This window comes from Chromobacterium fluminis (assembly GCF_011602385.1).
Classification (GTDB): Bacteria; Pseudomonadota; Gammaproteobacteria; order Burkholderiales; family Chromobacteriaceae; genus Chromobacterium; species Chromobacterium fluminis.
The window spans coordinates 85,602-103,842 of record NZ_JAAOMA010000009.1; the positions used below are offsets into that span (position 1 = coordinate 85,602).

The following is an 18,241-nucleotide window of genomic DNA, read 5'->3' on the forward strand; positions in this document are numbered from 1 at the left end:
CATTATACGCCCGCCGCCGGCCCCTCCAGATAGAAAGCCCCCCAGGCGCACATCGCGTCTATCACCGGCCGCAGCGTGTCGCCCAGCTCGGTCAAGCGGTACTCCACCCGCGGCGGCACTTCCGCGTACACCGTGCGCGCGATCAGGCCGTCGCGCTCCAGTTCGCGCAGCTGCTCGGTCAATACCTTCTGCGACACCCCGCCCAGCAAGCGGCGCAATTCACCGGTGCGCCGGCTGTCCTCGGACAAGTGGCACAGAATCGCGCACTTCCATTTTCCGCCCACCAGCCGCACGGTGGCGTCGATGGGAAAATTCAGTTCGCTCATGCGGGCACAGTTACCTCTTGGTGCTTATGAAACAAAAAAGTGCATACTTATCAACAACTTGATCCGTTGTTAGCATGCCCTTTCCCATTTTACAGGAAGCGCCATGAAAACCCTGATCATCGTTGCCCACCCCAATCTCGAGCAATCCCGAATCAACCGCCGCTGGATGGCCGCGCTGCGCCAGCATCCGGAACGCTACACCGTGCACGCGCTATACCAGGCTTATCCGGACGGGAACATCGACGTGGCGCGCGAACAGGCGCTGCTGAACCAGCACCAGCGCATCGTGCTGCAATTCCCGCTGTACTGGTTCAGTTCGCCGCCGCTGTTGAAAACCTGGCAGGACCAGGTGCTGGACGAGGGCTTCGCCATCGGCGCGCGACCGGAAGACTGGCGCATGCGGGACAAACGCATCAGCGTGGCGGTGTCCACCGGCATACGCGAGCGGGACTTCGCGGCGGACGGCCGTTATCTGTACCGGATAGAGGAAGTGTTGCGGCCGTTCGAACTGACCTGCCGCTACCTCCGCGCCGAATGGCTGCCCGGCTTCGCCCTGCACGGCGCCGAGCACGATCTGAGCGACGCCGAGATCGAGGCCAGCGCGGACGCGTATCTGCGGCACCTGCAGGCCGAGGCAGTATAAATCCACTCGCCATGAAAAATGCCCGGCCGGAGCCGGGCATGATCTTGTCTGGAACGGCTAACTTATTCCCGTTCCAGTGGGAATTACTCCAGCAAGCCTTCCGCCTTCAGCGCCTGCTGCACGAAGGGCAGCGCCGCCACGCGTTTCTGGAAGTCGATCAGCGCCGGGAAATCGCCCAGCGAACGCTGCACGAACTGCGCCCAGTTCAGGCAGGTGAACAGATAGGCGTCGGCCACGCTGAAACGCTCGCCCAGCAGATAAGGCGTTTTCGCCAGTTGCTGCTCCGCCAGCGCCAGCCGGCGGGTCAGCTTGTCCCAGGTCTGCTGCTTGAGTTCGTCGCTATTGGGATAGAACAGCGGCGAGAAGCCCTTGTGCACCTCGGTGGCGATATAGTTCAGCCACTCTTGCAGCCGGTAGCGTTCCAGCGTGCCGTTGGCCGGCGCCAGCTGTTTGGCCGGCGCCTGATCCGCCAGGTATTGCACAATGGCCACGCCCTCGGTCAGCAGCTCGCCGTTATCCAGCTGCAAGGCCGGCACATAACCGCGCGGATTGATGGTGGAGAAGTCCACCCCGCCCTCGGTCAGATGCGGCTGGACCTTGAGATTCACCTTCTCGGTGTCGAACGGCAGGCCGCTGGCGAACAACACGATATGCGGGGACAGCGAGCAGGCGCCGGGGGAAAAATACAGTTTCATCGCTTTTCTCCAGTTCAGAATGTCTCGGGACAAAACGCAGGAATGCGGAAAACCCGGACAGCCTGAGCCAAATCGATGACAGTTGCAACCATGCCGCCGATAGGGCCGCTGCCGCGGCGATTCAGCCCAGCAGGGAAACGATCCAGCCCGGATGGATATTCCAGCCGGCAAAGCCCGCCAGCCAGAAAAACACGCCCAGCGCGCCAAAAGCCCAGGCGCACAAGAGCGGGATGACATTGGCGGCCAGCGCCGCCACCGCGGCGCAGGCCACGGCGATGGACAGGCCGGCGTCGCTGACGTCGAACAGCTCGTGGCGCGCGTTCAACTCCTCAAAGCCCTGCTCCTTGGCCTTGGCCTTGAGCTGCAAAACCTGCGCCTCCGCGGCGTAGCGAGCGATGTCGCGTTGGATAGCCGCCTGCTCCGGCCTCAAGGCCGCCGCCGCCGCAGGATTGGCCAACTCCAGCAAGCGCGCCTGGCGCTGACTGCTTTCCGCCAGATGCTGCTTGATCTTCTTGGACTGGTATTCGGACCAGCTGTCCACCGCGTCCGCCTTCAATAGCTGGCGCGCCTGCACGATATTGTCGTCCTTCAGCTTGCCCAGCCCCATGAACACCGACAGCAGCACCACGGTCAGCGCCACCAGGCTGTTCAAGTACTTCTTCTCCGCTTCCACGCTGATTTCCAGTTCCATCTCACGCTCCCGGCTGACGATAGGGGGTTCCCATCGCCATAACGCAATACAGCGTCAAACCGTGGACAGGGACAATCGATCGTCAGGACGATTTTTTGGAAAACAGCCGCGGGCGGGAGTCCGCTCCGGAACCGGCGGGCGTCTGCGGCCGGGTCTTCAGCGCCACGAACAAGTCCTCCACCTGCTGACGCGCCCACGGGGTGCGCCGCAAGAAAGCCAGGCTGGATTTGACGCTGGGGTCATGATTGAAGCAGCGGATCTGGATGCGCCGCCCCAGCTCCGGCCAGCCGTAATGGCCGACCAACTGGTTCAGCATCTGTTCTAGCGTGACGCCGTGGGTGGGGTTTTTGGGTTGCGGTGCGCTCATGGTCGTGTTTTCTGGCTGGGGCGGGCGCAGTGTACCTTGCGCCTGCCGCGCCGCAAAGCCGTGCTCACGCGGCCGGCTTGGGCTTGCGTTGCCGCGGCGCGCGTTTGGGCGCGGGCTTGACCGGCGCCGGAGCCTCCGGAGGCGAACTGTGCCGCTGCGCCAAGCCCATCGCCAGCGCCAGCCGGCCCAGGCGCTGCTGCTTCTCGCCGCTGATGGGGCCCGCCGCCTGCAGCAGCAGAATCGCCAGCTCCAGCGCGAACTGGCGTTGTTGCTCGGTGGGCAACAAATGTTCCAGCGTCGCCAGCGCGCGCTTCTCGTCGTTGCGCACCAGCCAAGTCTGGCGCCGAACCGCCTGCTTGAACTGCTCCAGCGTCAAATCCTCGCCCAAGGCGGTTTCCTGCATCACCCGGCGGATAGCGTTGAACGGCCTCACGTCCACTACCCCGTTGCCGATGGCGACATAGATCAACAAGCGCAAAAACCCGTCCACCGGCCCGCCTTCGGCGTAATGGGCCTCCAGCTCCTGGCGCTTGAGCCGAAGCATCTCGCTGCGCTCCCAGCTGCCGTCCGCCTTGCGCACTCCGTATTCGCGCTGCGGTTTCAAACCGGCCAGCACCGCGCTCCACGGCGATTCGAACAAGGTTCGGAAACTCAACTCTTGCCAGGCGTCGCGACCATCGCGCCAACCGTCCAGCGCCGTCTCCATCAACTGCGCGTAGCTTTGCTGCCATTGCCAGAACGGATTGTCCTCCGCCGCGGGCCGCCGTTCGTCGCGCACCTTCTCCGCCCATTGCCGCAGCCCGGCCAGCCAGGGGTTGCGGCTGGAAAACCAGCGCCGCTCCAATCGCGACGGATGCATTTCACGCCACCAGCGCGCGGTATGCTCGTTGCCGTACAAGCGCAGCCAGGGAGAGATGAAGGTATCGTACAGCTGCTGGTTGACCTCTCCCACCCGGCGCACCACTTCGAAGGCGGCCTCGCCCTGGCGGCCGTCGCCCAACGCCAGAATGTCGTCGATGTCGCGCGGCTCGAAGCGGATCACGTAGCGGCCTTGCAAGTATTCCAGCCCCGCCATTTCCGGGTGGGTATCGGTGATGATGGCTTCATACAAGCCGGGCGGCAGCACATCGATCAAGTCCAACGCGCTGGCCAACTCGCTGTGTTCCTTGTTGGCCACGCCGGCGGACACGAAAATGCCCAGGTGGCCCACCTGCTCGTGCAGGCAATAGACGATGGTCTGCTCATTGACGCGGATGTCCTCCACGCTGTGGTACAGGTCCGCGATCCAGAACAAGGCCTGCTGCGGCGGGGTGATGTTGTCGCCCCAGGAAGCGAACACCACGATGGGCGAGCGGATGTTGCGCAAATCCACCGCCTGCCGCCCCTCCTCCAGCGTCACCTCGCCATGGCTCAGCCGGTTGCCGACGAACAGGTTTTGGGTAATCCATTCCATCTCGGCCTTGTTGAGCAGATAGTGGCCGCCCCACCAGCGCTCGAACTCCAGGAAACGCTCACGCTCGGAGTCCACCTTGGCGTACAGCGAGTAAGGCTTTTTCCAGTAGGTGTTGGCCGGGTCCAGCTGTTCGAAATTGCTGACCAGATGAGCCCCGTCAAACTGGCCGTGGCCCAGATCGCCCACCAGCGAGGCCATCCAGGTGCCGCCGTACAAGCCGCCGGAATAGCGCATCGGATTCTTGCCGGCCACGCCGGCCCAGTAAGACAACGGCGAACCGGCCAACAGGATGGGTCCCACCAGCTCCGGCGCGGTGGCCGCCAGCATCGCCAGCGCCCAGCCGCCCTGGCAATTGCCGATGACGAAGGGTTTGCCGGCGCTGTGCGGATGCAGCTGGTTCACCTTTTGCAGGAAGATCTTCTCGGCGCGCCACACGCATTCAATCGTCTGCTTGGGCTCCGGCACCGGGAAAAACATCACGAAATAACAAGGATGGCCTTGGCGCAAGGCGATGCCGATCTCGCTGTCCATCTTGAAACCGCCGATGCCGGGGCCGTGGCCGGCGCGCGGGTCTATCACCACGAAGGGCCGTTTGGCCGGGTCCGGTTTCGGACAACCGTCCGGCGGGCGGATCGCCGACAGCGCGTAATTGACCGGCTGCTCAAGTTCGCGACCGTCCACGATGATGTCGTAGTCGAACACCAGCACCGGCGGGTGACCGGAGGCGGCGTGCTCCAGATAGGTGTCCCCGCGCTGGCGCAGAATGTCGCAATACAGCACCGAACGCTGCCAGGCGTCGATCCAATACTCCACCAAGGCGCCGTTCAAACCGCCGGCGCCGAGCGCGGAGAACCAAGGAAATGAAGAGTCAGGCAGGCTCATGCGAAAACGCTCCGGCGACGATAAGGGAATGCCGCAATTCACTCTAGTCCAAATCCCCGCCCCGGTCGGGAAAAAGCCCGTAAGCAAAACGCTTGCCGGCGAGCTTTACATTTGGTAACAATTGATCCCGGCCCACTCACACTTAATTGACAGTCGCCATCCAGAATAATGGAGTGATCCTGCCGATGTCGTCCGCCCGCATCGCAGCCATCAATGGAATGGCCCACCTATGAAACCGCAGATACCCTTTATATTCGCCTGCCTCGCCGCCGGCGCCGCTCTGGCCGCGCCGCCGGAACCCGCTTGCCCGCCGATGGGCAATTTCGCCGGCCGTCCGTGGAAGATAGACCCGGCCAAACGCGACGCTTTTATCGCCCAGCACCAGAAAGCGCTGCACGACAAGCTCAAGATCCTGCCGGCCCAGGAGGCCGCGTGGCTGGCCTTCGCCAGCGCCACCCGCCCCGGTCCGATGCCGTCTTGCGAAAACGCGTCCACCGCGCCGGAACGCATGGAACAGCGCGTGCTGATGGCCCAGCGCCACCTGCTGAACCTGCAAAAGCGTTTGGAAGCGCTCAAATCCTTCTACGGCCAGCTCACGCCCGAGCAGCAGAAAATCATGGACCAGGACAGCCCGCCGCTGATGGGGGGCCGGGGCCAGGGGCCGATGCGCAAACTGCAGGCCGGCCAAGGCAATGAGCCCCACAACTAAGAAGCTGTTCAAAGCCTCGTGAGCAAGATCGGGGCAAGATCTTGCGGCAGAGAAAGCGGAAGGCACCCACGGCAGATGGGCATGTCGCGTCTCACCAAGCGCAGCAGATTTTGAACAGGCTCCAGGAATCCCTTAATCACCTCGCCGGCATGACAGAACGGAGAACAGATGGTTAAGCCGCCGGGCGCCGACAGCGCCGTCCCGCGCATTGTTGCAAACTACTAAGCGGGCCGGCCCGGTTAACACTCGGTAACAAGCCCCGTCCTACCCGCAACACTTGCCAGACATCCATGGTCAATACTGCTTGCATGATCAACCTCCGTAGGAGTCTTCAATCATGACCAAGCTGTTCAAGCCCATGCTGATCGCCACGCTACTGGCCGCCGGCCTCGCCGGCTCCGCGCTGGCCGCCGGCGACCCTCCGTCGCAAAGCCCGATGCCGATGATGGAAAAAGGCCGCCACATGGACCCGGCCCAGCGCGAAGCCATGGCCGCGCGCCACCTGCAAGGGCTACACGATCAACTGAAACTGCAAGCCAGCCAGGAAGGCGCCTGGAAAACCTTTGCCGCCTCGATGAAGCCGGGCGAACGGGCGATGCCACCCAAGCCGCAGGCCGGCGACACCGCTCCTCAGCGCATGGAACGCATGTTGGACATGATGAAACAGCACCAGGACGCGATGCAGAAACGCCTGGACGCGCTGAAAACTTTCTACGCTCAGCTCACGCCGGAGCAACAGAAAGTGATGGACCAATGGCACGGCCAGATGGGCCGCCGCATGGGCCCGATGTCCAAACCACAGTCCAAATAAGCGCCGCGCGTCCGACAGCAAAAACGGCAGCCTCCGGCTGCCGTTTTTAGCGTGGCGGTTATGCGCCTATCACTCAAACGCGTCCAAACCACTTATCGCCGAAGTTAACCAACAACACCCCGCCCACCACCAGCGCCGCGCCCAGCAGCCGAGGCGCGTTCACCTCGCGCAGCGGCATCGCCAACCAGCCAAAACGGTCGAACATCAGGGATACGCACACCTGGCCGGAGATCACCAGGGACAGCATGGCCGCCACGCCCAGCCGCGGCGCCAGCAAGGTGGTGCCGAACACGAACATCGCCCCCATCGCGCCGCCCAGCAGCATCCACCACTCCACTCGGCCCAACTGCGCCAGATCCTGCCATTTCTGACCGGTGGCGACGGCCAGGCCGGCCAGACACAGGCTGCCCACGGAAAACGACACCAGCGCCGCCAACAGCGTGCTATTGCCCAGCACGCCCTTGAGCTGGTTGTTGATGGCGGCCTGCAGGGGCACCACGACGCCAATGAGGAAAGCGAATAAAGGATAAATAGGGTTCATGACGATCCAGTCGAATCAACGGAGGGTTTCACGTGAAACAGCGTTCACGCCGTGGTGTTGCGATGGAAGGCGATCTTCTGAGGATTGCGGGTATACGCGCAGAAGCCGGGCTTGGGACCCACCTTGGGATGGTTGCGGCAAGTATTGGGGCGCCGCTCGTAAATGCCGCACAAACGGGTCTTCTGATCCAGGTGCATGCAGTCGCCGTTGGCACGCCTCGCCAGCGTGAACAGTTCCCGCTTGAAATTGAAGTGCTGGATCAGCCGCTGCTTTTCCAGACGTTTGGCGATGTTCTTGATCGGCTCTTCCAACTCGAACTCGTCCACCACGCCCATGCGCACCAGATCCGGCAGCCGCACTTCCACCGGCATGGAACAGCAGCTGCCCATGCAGTCGTCGCACAAACCGTTCTTGTATTTGACCCAGGTGTCCAGGCGCTCAATGTCGGCCACGTTTGATTCCCCGTGATGCCGGCGTGGCCGGCGATAATGTATTAAAGGATTGTTCCGGATAGGAAAAAAGGAAAGAGGCGCATTTTACGCGCCTCTCCGCCGCCGCCGCAATCGACTCACCGACCGTTTCAGATCGGCAATCCAGCGCTCAAGACTGCGGACGCTGCTTGAAGAAGGTCAAGGGCGCGGAGTACGGCACCTCGCTTGGCGGCGCGGCCTTCAGGATGTGCTTTTTCATCTTGCCCATCACATGCATCTCGCAAGGCCGGCATTCGAACTTCAATGTGTAGGTCTCGTTGCCGGATTTCAGCGTCATCGGATCGGCGCGCACCTGGCCCATCACGCCCTTCACGCCCTTGGCTTGCTTCGGACACAGGTTGAAGGAGAAACGCAGGCAGTGCTTCGTGATCATCAGGCTGACCTCGCCCTCTTCCTGATGCGCCTCGTAAGCAGCGTCGATGACCTCCACCCCGTGCTTTCGGTAGAACTGCCAGGCCAGGTTGTTATAGACGTTGGCCAGATAGCTCAGCGTCTTTTCCGGATACGGCGCCGGCGGCTGCAGCGCCGCCTTGCGCGGCTGGCGCGGCCAGGCCTGCAAACGCGCGGCCTCCAGCCGGGCGATGCCGTCTCGGCGCAAGGCATTGATCGCCGAGGCGGGCACGAACCACGGCTGAGAGAGTTGCAGCGTTACATCGTGGGCGACGAACATGGTGTTGCCCAGCTTGGCCAGATTGTCTCGCAGTCCGGCCAGCGCCTTCTCCGCATCCTTGGCCGGCTCCAGCGCCAGCGGGCTACAGGCAACGGCGCTGACGCCGTCCTCGTCGGTGATGCTCAATTCCAGGCCTTCGGCGTTTTCGGCCAGCGTCATCCACACGCCCACCTTGCGCTCAGCGGACTTTTTCAACAGCGCCAGCTCCCAGGCGTGGTCGCGGTTGCGGCAGATGTCCACGCCCGGCTTGAGGCCGGCCAGCACCGAGGCGTCGTTGGGAAACACCCTCCACAACAATTCGCCGTCCGCGGTCTTGCCCACTTGCTGCACGGTATTGGCCTGCACGCCCACCACTTCGCGCTTCTTCATGAAGTTGATGCCATCGCCGTTGCTCATGGTTTCGCAAGTGGCGATCTCCAGCCAGTCCGGTCCCACCTTGCTGACCACGCCCAGGCCGACGCCGACGAATTTGGGCGAATCGAAAGCGCCGATGTCGATCTTGCGACCTGTGGCGAAGTAATCGGTGCCGCCGCGGTGGAAGGTTTTGTCCGGGTCCGGCGCGAAGAAGATCTCGCTGTCGCCGCTGGAGGCGCGCGCCAGTTCCGGCCGCCGTTCGATGATCTCGTCCAGCAGCAGCCGGTAGTGGGCGGTGATGTTCTTCACGTAGGACACGTCCTTGTAGCGGCCCTCAATCTTCAGGGAACGCACGCCGGCGTCCAGTAGCGCCTCCAGATTAACGCTCTGATTGTTGTCCTTCATCGACAGCAAATGCTTGTCGAAAGCCACCACGCCGCCGTCCTTGTCGGTCAGCGTATACGGCAGCCTACAGGCTTGCGAGCAGTCGCCGCGGTTGGCGCTGCGGCCGTTGTCGGCGTGGCTGATATAGCACTGGCCGGAGAAGGCCACGCACAGCGCGCCGTGAATGAAGTATTCGATGGTGGCGGCGTCGCCCACCGCGTCGGCAGCCTGGCGGATTTGCGGAATCGTCAGCTCGCGCGCCAGCACCACCTGGGAGAAGCCGGCGTCGGACAGGAAACGCGCTTTTTCCGGCGTGCGGATGTCGCACTGAGTGGATGCATGCAGCTGGATGGGCGGCAAATCCAGCTCCAGGATGCCCATATCCTGGATGATCAGCGCGTCCACGCCGGCGTCGTACAACTGCCAGATCAGCTTGCGCGCCGGCTCCAGTTCGGCGTCGTGCAAGATGGTGTTGAGCGTGGCGAAGATGCGCGCGTGGTAGCGGTGCGCAAACGCGGTCAGGCCGGCGATGTCCTCCACGCTGTTGCAGGCGTTGTGACGCGCGCCGAAGCTGGGCCCGCCGATGTACACCGCGTCGGCGCCGTGCAAGATGGCCTCGCGGCCGATTTCGGCGGTCTTGGCGGGCGATAGCAACTCGATCTGGTGCGACAACAGGCTCATGGCGTTTCCTGACATTTAGTATAGGTGGCCGCGTCGGGCGATGGCGGCCGCAAAGGGGCGGAATTATAACGGAATCATGGAGTTATAGGTAGGAATTTGCAGCAGCGGCTTTTAAGTTCAGCCTCGGGATCACGGCCTTGCCATGCCACCGTCACATGCCGCGTCTACACCTCCAAATAGTCAAAATCGGTTTTATGCATGCAAAAACCAATTCGGAGAGCGTCATGTTCAACCGCCTGACCATCGCCCAGCGCCTAAGCGCACTCGTCGCGGCCCTGCTGGCCATCACTATTCTGATCAGCCTGTTTGGCCAGCACGCGCAAAAAGGCATACTCGACGACTTCGCCACCACCTACAACGACCGGGTGGTCTGCCTGAAGCAGCTGAAAACCGTGGCCGACAGCTACGCTGTCGGCATAGTCGATGGGGCGCACAAACTGCATGCCGGCGCCATCGACGCGGCCGGTTTTCTCGGTGGCATCGACGCCGCGCAAGTGGCGCTGAAAAAACAATGGGGCGACTACCGCGCCACTTATCTGACCGATGAGGAAAAAACCCTGGCCGACCAGGCAGAGGCGGCGATGCGCCACGCCGACGCCAGCGTGGCCCGACTCAAAAGCCTGGCCCAGTCCGGGGACCGCGCCGCGATGCAACTCTTCCTGGACAAGGAAATGTACCCGGCCATCGATCCCATCGCCAACCGCATCGCCGCGCTGATCGACTTACAGCTGCGAGTGGCGGCGGAAGAATTCGTCAAGGCGCAGGAGCGCGCCGCCGCCAGCCGCGTCGTCGCCATCGCGCTCTTGATCTGCGGCGTGGCGCTGGGCGCCGTGCTGTCGCTGATCATCATCCGCTCGCTGATGGCCGAGCTGGGCGGCGAGCCGCGCGACGTGGTGGCGCTGACCGAGCGCATCGCCAACGGCGACCTCAGCCAAAGGCTGCAGGTCAAGGCAGGCGATCAGCACAGTGTGGTCGCCTCAATGGCGCGCATGCAAAGCGGGCTGATCCGCATGGTGCGCGCCATGCAACAGATCATCAGCCAGCTAAGCGCCAACGCCACCGAGCTGGCGGCGGCGGCGGAACAGGTGGCCGCCAGCGCCGAGGAACAGACCCGGGCCGCCTCGTCGATGTCGGCCTCGGTGGAGCAATTGTCGGTCAGCATTTGCTCGGTGGACGACAACACCACCGACGTGGCCACCGAATCCGTCTCCACCGGCGACCTGGCCACCCGCGGCGAATCCATCATCGACCAAACCCTGCACACCATAGAATCGGTGGCCGACATGGCGCGCGCCTCGCAGGTGCAAGCCGACCTGATGAGCAGCCGCTCGCAGCAGATCTCCAATGTGATCCAGGTAATACGCGACGTGGCCGACCAAACCAATCTGCTGGCGCTGAACGCCGCCATTGAAGCCGCGCGCGCCGGCGAACAGGGCCGCGGCTTCGCCGTGGTGGCCGACGAAGTGCGCAAGCTATCCGAGCGCACTGCCCAGTCCACCTCCGAAATCGGCGCCAGCATCCGCGAAATGCTGGATAGCAGCGCCCATGTGGTGCAGAACATCCACCACACCGTGGACCACATGGAAGTGGGACTGCAGCAGGCCAGCGACGCGCGCGCAGCCATCACCGGCATCAACGACAAGGTGGCCAGGGTCAAACAGTCGCTGAGCGCGATTTCGGTGTCGCTGCACGAGCAGCAGGCCACCGGCACCGGCATCGCCGCCAATGTGGAGAAAGTGGCGCAGATGTCCGAGGAAACCAGCGCCGCCGCCAACCAAACCGCGGACTCCGCCAGCCAGATGGAACAGATGTCGCACGAGCTGCAATCCAGCATCAACTATTTCACCTTGCCGCAGGCCGGCCAAAGCCAAAGCGAAGAAACACCGCTGCAAACCGGCCACTCCTTGGCGGCCGCCGGCTGAAACCCCGTTTACCCCCTCTCCGCACTTGGCCTGGCGCTTGCCAGGCTTTTTTTTAGTCTGGCAATGCCCCATGGCCTATGGGTCAGCCGGCGCTTACCTTCGCCGCAACGCCATGCTGCATAGCAACAATGTCGATAAGCGAACACTCATCGCTCTCGTACACACTATTGCGATTGAAAACGCATTGTTTCCACGGCCAATCATTCGTTGGCGCTACAAATTTCGTTCGCAAAAACAAAAAGCAGATGCCTTTCATTTGCATTTGGCGGCGATCTTGCGCCAATAAGCGGCTATTTCAGGGAAACCCATGTGCATGGCAGCATTGCAACAATATGACGAATTATTTTGCAATACCAATGAGATACCAATTGAGAACCAGTAAAAGACCAGATAGTTTTAGCGCAGGACATCCAACAGAGGTGTCGCCACGTGATTGGAGTGACTGAAATGCCTAAGCCGACCAAGCTTGCCCTACTACTGTTGACCGCCCTGCCCTGTGTCGTCATGGCGGCGGAAGACTCGATTCCGACTAACGACACCTCGCCCACCCAGGGCGCGCCAGCCACTTTCGAGCCGGTGGACGTCTACGACTTGATTACCAAGTCCGAAACCACCGTCAGCGCCATCTATTACGGCCGCAACCGCCAAGCGGACTGGCCCGCTCCGCCCAACGGCAAAAACCGCGACGACATCACCGTCAACGCGCTCAACCTGGGCCTGAACTTCCGTTCCGGCTACGCCTGGAACAAGCTGGGCTTCGACGCCGCCGCCCACGCCGCCATCCGCCTGGACAGCGGCAAAGGCTGGTCGGAAGTGCTGAATCACGACGTCAACGACAGCTCCCAGCCCGGCGGCGTGGACAAGAGCGCCGCGGTGTTGAGCCAGGCCGCGCTGAAATTCCGTCAGCACGAAGACGGCCAGGGCTTCTCCGCCCGCGCCGGCTACACCCCGATAGGCATCGGCACCCTGGGCACCTCCGGCGGCCTGCAATCCCACGCCTACCGGGGCGTGGAAATGAAATACAAGTTCGGCGACTTCGAAGTGGGCTACGGCTGGGCCGACCAATTCCGCAATGAGTGGGACACCCGCTTCCGCGACATGACCAATTCCTGGGAGCAGGGCCGCAGCAACGGCAGCACCGCCAAACGAGTCGATTACGTCAACAGCCTGGGCTTCCGCTACGCGCCCAAAAACGGCTTCGTCGACGTTGGCGTAGGCGAAGGCAAGGACTACCGCCGCAACGCCCAGATCGCCGGCTCCTACTCCTGGCAGCTCAACGGCGACGACAAGCTGACCGCCACCGGCTACTACTTCACCGGCAAGTACCAGACTCAGCTCTCCGGCTTCCAGAACCCCAAGAGCGAATACCACGCCAGCGGCAGCGTCAGCTACGCCACCAACGGCTGGACGCTGATGGGCGGCCTGGGCTACACCAAGGCCCCGGACTCCGGCGAGTTGAACTTCCGCATGACGCCGTGGGGCAATAGCGACAACCGCAACTTCATCCAGACCTGGGGCCAGCTGGACGACTTCGTCTGGGACGGCACCACCGTCTACAAGCTGGGTGTCAACTACGACCTGGCCAAGGTGGGCGTGCCCGGCTTGACCGTGGGCCTGTCCGGCAACTACGCCACCGGGATGAAAAACCCGGGCAAGGCCGATACCAAGGCCCATGAAGTGGACTTCAGCATCGGCTACAGCGTGCAAAGCGGCATGTTCAAGGGCGCCAGCATCGGCGTCTATCCGGCCTGGTTGCGCACCGACGGCTTCTACGGCAAATCCGACCGCAACGACGTGAAAGTCATCGCCTCCTACAGCAAGACCTTCTGATCCGCGCGGCCAGCCGGGCGTCCTATCGCCCGTCCTGCCGCCGGCTCACTGGCATTGAACTGGTCTCGCTTTCATTGACACCACTTCAATGCCACAATGCGGAAAAACGCCAATCAAATGGCATAACAATACAGCAAGCCCGCCGTCAGACTGGCCGCCCGCCAGCGCCGGCCTCCATGGAGAAACCATCATGAAACTCAACGCCTTCGCTCGCGCCGCCTTGCTCGCCGCCGGCTGCGCCGTCGCCCTGCCGGCGCTGGCCGCCGACAAGCCGGTGCTGGAAGTGTGGACTATGAGCCTGTCGCCCAAATTCGACGGCTACTTCAAGGATCTGGTCGGCAAATACAACGCCCAGAACCCCAATGTCGAAATCAAATGGACCGACTACCCCTGGGACGTGATCCAGTCCAAGTTCACCGCCGCCGTCGGCGCCGGCAAACCGCCGGCCCTGGTCAACCTGAACGTGCCCTGGGCTTACGACTACAAGCAAAGCGGCCTGCTGCAGCCGCTGGACGGCGTGATCAACAAGGGCCAGTACGTGGACGGCGCGATCAAGGACGTCACTTTCGACGGCAAGGTTTACGCCTTCCCTCACTACAACGGCGCCAACGTCATCGCCTACAACGCCGAACTGTTCAAGAAAGCCGGCCTCAACCCGGCCAAGCCGCCCAAATCGCTGGACGAGCAGCTGGCTTACGCCAAAACCATCAAGGCCAAAACCGGCGTCGCCGGCTTCGCCCCGGCGCTAGGCCCCACCAAGATCGAAGGCTTTCTGATCCAGAACGGCCTGCCCTTGCTCAAGGACGGCAAACCGGTGTTCAACAGCCCGGCCCACGTGGCCATGCTGAAAAAACTGGGCGACGCCTACAAGTCCGGCGCGCTGCTGAAGGACAATCTGTTCGCCCAGGACAACTTCCAGGTATCCATCGCCGCCTACAACAGCGGCCGCATGGCCATGCTGGTCACCACCCCGGCCTCGCTGACCCGGGTGCGCGACGAAGCGCCCAAGCTCTACCAGTCCACCCAAGTGGCTCCGGCGCCCATCGGCCCCACCGGTATCGCCGCCGGCGGCTGGATGTTCAACTTCGGCGTGGCGCGCAACGTCAACAAGGCGCTGCTGCCGGAGATCGGCAAGTTCGGCAACTACCTGACCAACGCCGACAACCAGCTCGCCTTCGCCAAGCTGGCCGGCACCCTGCCCACCGCGCGCAAGGCGGCGCAGGACCCCTACTTCCAGAAAGTGGCCAATGACGCCGGCGCGGCGGAAAAAGCCGTAGGCGTGGCCGCCGCCAGCCTGGACAAGACCCGCACCATCTACCTGGCCGGCGTCAAGGACCCGGACGTGCTGTCCGCCCGCCTGGCCGCCGCGGTGGAGAAAGCCGTCACCGGCCGCCAGGACCCCAAGGCCGCACTGGACGAGGCCGCGGCGTTCTGGAGCGGCAAACTGTAAAACGCGCTTGAACGCGGCGGCGTCCCAAACGCCGCCGCCCCGCAACCCGCAGGCCGACGCCGCATCCCGGCGCCGGCCTGCCGCTACGTCACAAGGTTCTGCCCATGCGCACCAAGACCACGCTGCAAGCCTATCTGTTCCTGGCCCCGGCGCTGCTGCTGATGCTGGCGTTCTCCTTCTGGCCGGTGGGCTTCGGCAGCTTCATCGCCTTCACCCAGTACAATCTGATCGACAGCCCGCGCTGGGTGGGCCTGGACAATTTCCGCGATTTGTTCGGCGATGAACTGTTCCTGGCCTCGCTGAAAAATTCCGCCGTCTACCTGCTGGTAGTGCCGGTGATCCAGGTCGTCGCCATGCTGCTGGCGGTGCTGGTCAACAACCAGCTGCCGGCGATCAAGTGGTTCCGCGCAGCCTACTACCTGCCCGTGGTCACCTCGGTATCGGTAATCGGCATCATCTGGAACTTCATGTACACCGAGGACGGCGTGCTTAACGCCGCACTGCACTGGCTGCGGGTGATCAACGAACCGGTGGGCTGGCTCAACGACGACCGCATCGCGCTGTTCGCGGTGATGTTCATCACCGTCTGGCGCGGCCTGGGCTGGTATATGGTGCTCTACCTGGCCGGCCTGCAAGCGGTGCCGGCCGATATCTACGAAGCCGCGCAACTGGACGGCGCCAACGCCTGGCAGCGCTTCTGGCGCATCACCGTGCCGCTGCTGGCGCCCACCATCCTGCTGTGCTCGGTGATGTCGGTGCTGGCCGCGGTCAAGGCTTTCGAGGAGGTGCAGATCATGACCAAGGGCGGGCCGATGCAATCCACCTACACCGCGCTGTTCTACGCCTACGAGTTCGGCATCAAATCGCTGAACTTCGGCCGCGCGCTGGCCGCCAGCCTGGTGATGTCGGTGTTCTGCGTGGCGCTGGCGTGGTTGAACTTCCGCTATCTGCAGCCGCGCGACGCTTAAGGAAACGCCATGCACAACACCGCCACCCTCGCCGCGCCCGCCGCCCGCCGCCACAGCGCCCGGCTGAGCAAGCTGGCCGGCCGCGGCCTGCACTATCTGGTGCTGAGCCTGATCGCCGTCGTCACCGTCTACCCGTTCTGGTGGACGCTGGTCACCGCGCTGTCCACCGAGGGCGATGTGTTCGCCTTCCCGCCTCCCTTGCTGCCCAGCGCCCCCGGCCTGGACAACTTCAAGGAGGCGGTGTCCAGCATCGATCTGCTGGCCTTCTACAAGAACTCCGTCATCATCGCGCTGGCCACCGTGGCCGGCACCCTGCTCGTCAGCGCGCTGGCCGCCTACCCGCTGGCGCGGATGCGCTTTCCCGGCCGCAAGCTGGTGTTCGGCGCCATCCTCGCCACCATGATCCTGCCCAGCGAAGTCAATTTCCTGGTCAACTTCATCACCGTGTCCAAGCTGCAACTCACCGACAGCTACAGCGGCGTGGTGCTGCCCACGCTGGCGGGGGCGGTGGGCATCTTCCTGATGAAGCAGGCCTTTGAGGCGGTGCCGCAGGACTTGATCGACGCCGCCCGCGTCGACGGCGCCGGCGACTGGCAGATTTTCTGGAAAATCATGCTGCCGCTGTCGCGCCCGGCCTTGGCGGCGCTGACCATACTCACCATGGTGTCGGCGTGGAACCAATACATCTGGCCGTCCATCGTGATGTCCAGCCCGGACAAATTCCCGCTGTCGGTGGGCGTGCTCTACCTGTCCGGCGCCTTCAGTTTCAAAACCCGGGTGGTGGCCGCCGGCGCGGTGCTGACCGTGCTGCCCATCCTGCTGGTCTTCCTGTTCACCCAGCGCTACTTCCTGCGCGGATTCGATGGAGCCGTCAAATGAGCGACACCCTGCAACAACTGGCCGGCCAGGCGCTGATGGTGGATGTGGCCGGCCCGCGCCTGGGCGAGGACGAAGCCGCCTTCCTGCAACAGCTGGGCGCGCGCGCCATCTGCCTGTTTCGCCGAAATGTGCCGGACGAGGCCAGCATCCGCCGGTTGATCGCCGATCTGCAATGCGCGCTGGGCGAAGACATCCTGATCGGCATGGACCAGGAAGGCGGCGCGGTGATGCGCACCCTGTTCCTGCCGGCGGCGCCGTCGGCGATGGCGCTGGGTGCGGTGGACGACGCGGAACTGGCCGAGAAAGTGGGCGCCGCGGTGGCGCGCGGCCTGGCCAGCCTGGGCGTGAACTGGAATTTCGCCCCGGTGCTGGACCTCAACAACAACCCCGACAATCCGGTGATCTCGGAACGCTCCTTCGGCGAAAACCCGCTCAAGGCGGCGAGACTGGCGCGCGCCTGGATCAGCGGCCATCTGTCCGAAGGCGTGGCCTGCTGCGTCAAGCACTTCCCCGGCCACGGCGACACCCACACCGACTCCCATCTGGATCTGCCTGTGGTAGACAAGCCCAAGGCCGAGTTGCGCGATTACGAGCTGTCGCCGTTCGCCGCGCTGGCCGACCTCGCCCCCGGCATGATGAGCGCCCACATCCGTTTTCCGACGCTGGACGCGGACTGGCCGGCCACGCTGTCGCCGGCCATCCTGCAACAACTGCTGCGCGAACAGCTGGGCTACCAAGGCGTGATGATCACCGACGGCATGAATATGAAGGCCATCCGCGAACGCTGGGGCCAGGCCCAGGGCAGCGCCCAGGCGCTGGCCGCCGGCGCCGACCTCAGCCTGGTGCTGCAATTCCAGGACGAAATGGAGGATAGCAAGCAGGCGCTGATAGCCGCCGTTGCCGCCGGTCGGCTGAGCGAGGCGCGGCTACAGGAAGCGGCCGCGCGCGTGGACGCGCTGATCCGGCGCTACCCTAGCCGCCAGAGCGATTACAGCGCGGCGCAGCGCGCCGCCGACGCCGAATTGTTCGCCGACGTCTGGCGCCGCGCGCTGACCGCCCACGGCCAGCCGCAACGCCCGCCGGCCAACGCCATACTGCGCCTGGTGGTGCAGGACCAGGCGCCGTCCGACGGCGTGTCCGAGGCCGGCCTGTCCGCCGACGCGCTGATCGCCCGGCTGTCGCGCCGCTTCAGCCTGGAAGTGATCCGCTACCAGCGGCGCGAGGAACTGGATTGGCGCCGGCTGCCTCAGGACGGCCGCTACACCGTGGTCGCCTCCACCACCCGCGAGCGCTACGGCGCGCGCGAACGCGCCGAATGGCGGCCGGATCTGCACCTGGCCTTGTGGAACCCCTACGGCGCCGCCGATCTCGACGCGCCGGCGCTGATCAGCTACGGCTTCGCCGACGCCGCGCTGGACGCCGTCGCCCAATGGCTGACCGGCGAGATAGAAGCCGCAGGCGCGCTGCCGGCGCGCTTGCAATAAAAGGATTCGA

18 protein-coding genes are annotated in these 18,241 nt (G+C 63.7%); 10 read left to right on the top strand and 8 right to left on the bottom strand.

Going from position 1 to position 18,241, the window contains the following annotated elements:
* Nucleotides 1-2: 2 nt before the first annotated feature.
* Nucleotides 3-326: a winged helix-turn-helix transcriptional regulator gene (locus HA052_RS08555; RefSeq protein ID WP_081547503.1), complete on the bottom strand. Its 324-nt coding sequence runs from the start codon at nt 324-326 to the stop codon at nt 3-5.
* A gap of 103 nt (nt 327-429) precedes the next feature.
* On the opposite strand from HA052_RS08555, the gene HA052_RS08560 reads away from it, so the two are divergent.
* Nucleotides 430-969 (top strand): NAD(P)H-dependent oxidoreductase, encoded by a 540-nt coding sequence (locus tag HA052_RS08560; RefSeq protein WP_166451604.1) that lies wholly within the window; start codon nt 430-432, stop codon nt 967-969.
* A gap of 83 nt (nt 970-1,052) precedes the next feature.
* Here HA052_RS08560 and gstA read toward each other — a convergent pair whose 3' ends face one another.
* The 4 genes from gstA to HA052_RS08580 form a co-directional block, all read right to left on the bottom strand.
* Nucleotides 1,053-1,664 (bottom strand): glutathione transferase GstA, encoded by a 612-nt coding sequence (gstA, locus tag HA052_RS08565; protein ID WP_081547507.1) that lies wholly within the window; start codon nt 1,662-1,664, stop codon nt 1,053-1,055.
* 121 nt (nt 1,665-1,785) lie between these two features.
* Nucleotides 1,786-2,355, bottom strand: a complete 570-nt coding sequence (locus HA052_RS08570) for a DUF4337 domain-containing protein (RefSeq protein WP_081547509.1) — start codon at nt 2,353-2,355, stop codon at nt 1,786-1,788.
* Nucleotides 2,356-2,437: 82 nt separating this feature from the next.
* Nucleotides 2,438-2,722 (bottom strand): VF530 family protein, encoded by a 285-nt coding sequence (locus tag HA052_RS08575; protein WP_081547511.1) that lies wholly within the window; start codon nt 2,720-2,722, stop codon nt 2,438-2,440.
* Between the two features lie 64 nt (nt 2,723-2,786).
* Nucleotides 2,787-5,057 (bottom strand): TerB family tellurite resistance protein, encoded by a 2,271-nt coding sequence (locus HA052_RS08580; RefSeq protein WP_166451605.1) that lies wholly within the window; start codon nt 5,055-5,057, stop codon nt 2,787-2,789.
* Nucleotides 5,058-5,286: 229 nt separating this feature from the next.
* Here HA052_RS08580 and HA052_RS08585 point away from each other — a divergent pair, with 229 nt between their 5' ends.
* Together HA052_RS08585 and HA052_RS08590 are read left to right on the top strand one after the other, a co-directional pair.
* Nucleotides 5,287-5,766: a Spy/CpxP family protein refolding chaperone gene (locus HA052_RS08585; RefSeq protein ID WP_166451606.1), complete on the top strand. Its 480-nt coding sequence runs from the start codon at nt 5,287-5,289 to the stop codon at nt 5,764-5,766.
* A gap of 337 nt (nt 5,767-6,103) precedes the next feature.
* Complete coding sequence (locus HA052_RS08590; protein WP_166451607.1) at nt 6,104-6,577, top strand: Spy/CpxP family protein refolding chaperone; 474 nt, start codon at nt 6,104-6,106, stop codon at nt 6,575-6,577.
* Between the two features lie 73 nt (nt 6,578-6,650).
* Here the strand turns inward: HA052_RS08590 and HA052_RS08595 are convergent, their stop codons facing one another.
* From HA052_RS08595 to HA052_RS08605, 3 genes are all read right to left on the bottom strand, one after another.
* Nucleotides 6,651-7,118, bottom strand: coding sequence for a DMT family transporter (locus tag HA052_RS08595; RefSeq protein WP_166451608.1), 468 nt, complete (start codon nt 7,116-7,118; stop codon nt 6,651-6,653).
* A gap of 44 nt (nt 7,119-7,162) precedes the next feature.
* Complete coding sequence (locus tag HA052_RS08600; RefSeq protein ID WP_081547521.1) at nt 7,163-7,570, bottom strand: YkgJ family cysteine cluster protein; 408 nt, start codon at nt 7,568-7,570, stop codon at nt 7,163-7,165.
* 148 nt (nt 7,571-7,718) lie between these two features.
* Nucleotides 7,719-9,698 carry a peptidase U32 family protein gene (locus tag HA052_RS08605; RefSeq protein WP_166451609.1) on the bottom strand — a complete coding sequence of 660 codons (1,980 nt, stop codon included), beginning with the start codon at nt 9,696-9,698 and terminating at the stop codon, nt 7,719-7,721.
* Nucleotides 9,699-9,922: 224 nt separating this feature from the next.
* Between HA052_RS08605 and HA052_RS08610 the strand changes: the two genes are divergently transcribed.
* The 7 genes from HA052_RS08610 to nagZ all read left to right on the top strand — a co-directional run bounded on the left by HA052_RS08610 (nt 9,923) and on the right by nagZ (nt 18,231).
* Nucleotides 9,923-11,620: a methyl-accepting chemotaxis protein gene (locus HA052_RS08610; protein ID WP_166451610.1), complete on the top strand. Its 1,698-nt coding sequence runs from the start codon at nt 9,923-9,925 to the stop codon at nt 11,618-11,620.
* Between the two features lie 70 nt (nt 11,621-11,690).
* Nucleotides 11,691-11,906, top strand: coding sequence for a hypothetical protein (locus tag HA052_RS08615; protein ID WP_166451611.1), 216 nt, complete (start codon nt 11,691-11,693; stop codon nt 11,904-11,906).
* A gap of 161 nt (nt 11,907-12,067) precedes the next feature.
* The gene (locus tag HA052_RS08620; RefSeq protein ID WP_081547527.1) at nt 12,068-13,450 is read left to right on the top strand and encodes an OprD family outer membrane porin; all 1,383 of its coding nucleotides are present in this window, start codon (nt 12,068-12,070) and stop codon (nt 13,448-13,450) included.
* Nucleotides 13,451-13,640: 190 nt separating this feature from the next.
* Nucleotides 13,641-14,900, top strand: coding sequence for an ABC transporter substrate-binding protein (locus HA052_RS08625; RefSeq protein ID WP_048412866.1), 1,260 nt, complete (start codon nt 13,641-13,643; stop codon nt 14,898-14,900).
* Between the two features lie 104 nt (nt 14,901-15,004).
* Nucleotides 15,005-15,868 (top strand): carbohydrate ABC transporter permease, encoded by an 864-nt coding sequence (locus HA052_RS08630; RefSeq protein ID WP_081547531.1) that lies wholly within the window; start codon nt 15,005-15,007, stop codon nt 15,866-15,868.
* Between the two features lie 9 nt (nt 15,869-15,877).
* A complete protein-coding gene (locus HA052_RS08635; protein WP_081547533.1) occupies nt 15,878-16,747 on the top strand; it encodes a carbohydrate ABC transporter permease in 870 nt (289 codons plus the stop codon).
* Nucleotides 16,744-18,231: a beta-N-acetylhexosaminidase gene (gene nagZ, locus HA052_RS08640; RefSeq protein WP_166451612.1), complete on the top strand. Its 1,488-nt coding sequence runs from the start codon at nt 16,744-16,746 to the stop codon at nt 18,229-18,231. Before HA052_RS08635 ends, nagZ begins: the two co-directional genes overlap by 4 nt.
* The last annotated feature ends 10 nt before the right edge of the window (nt 18,232-18,241 follow it).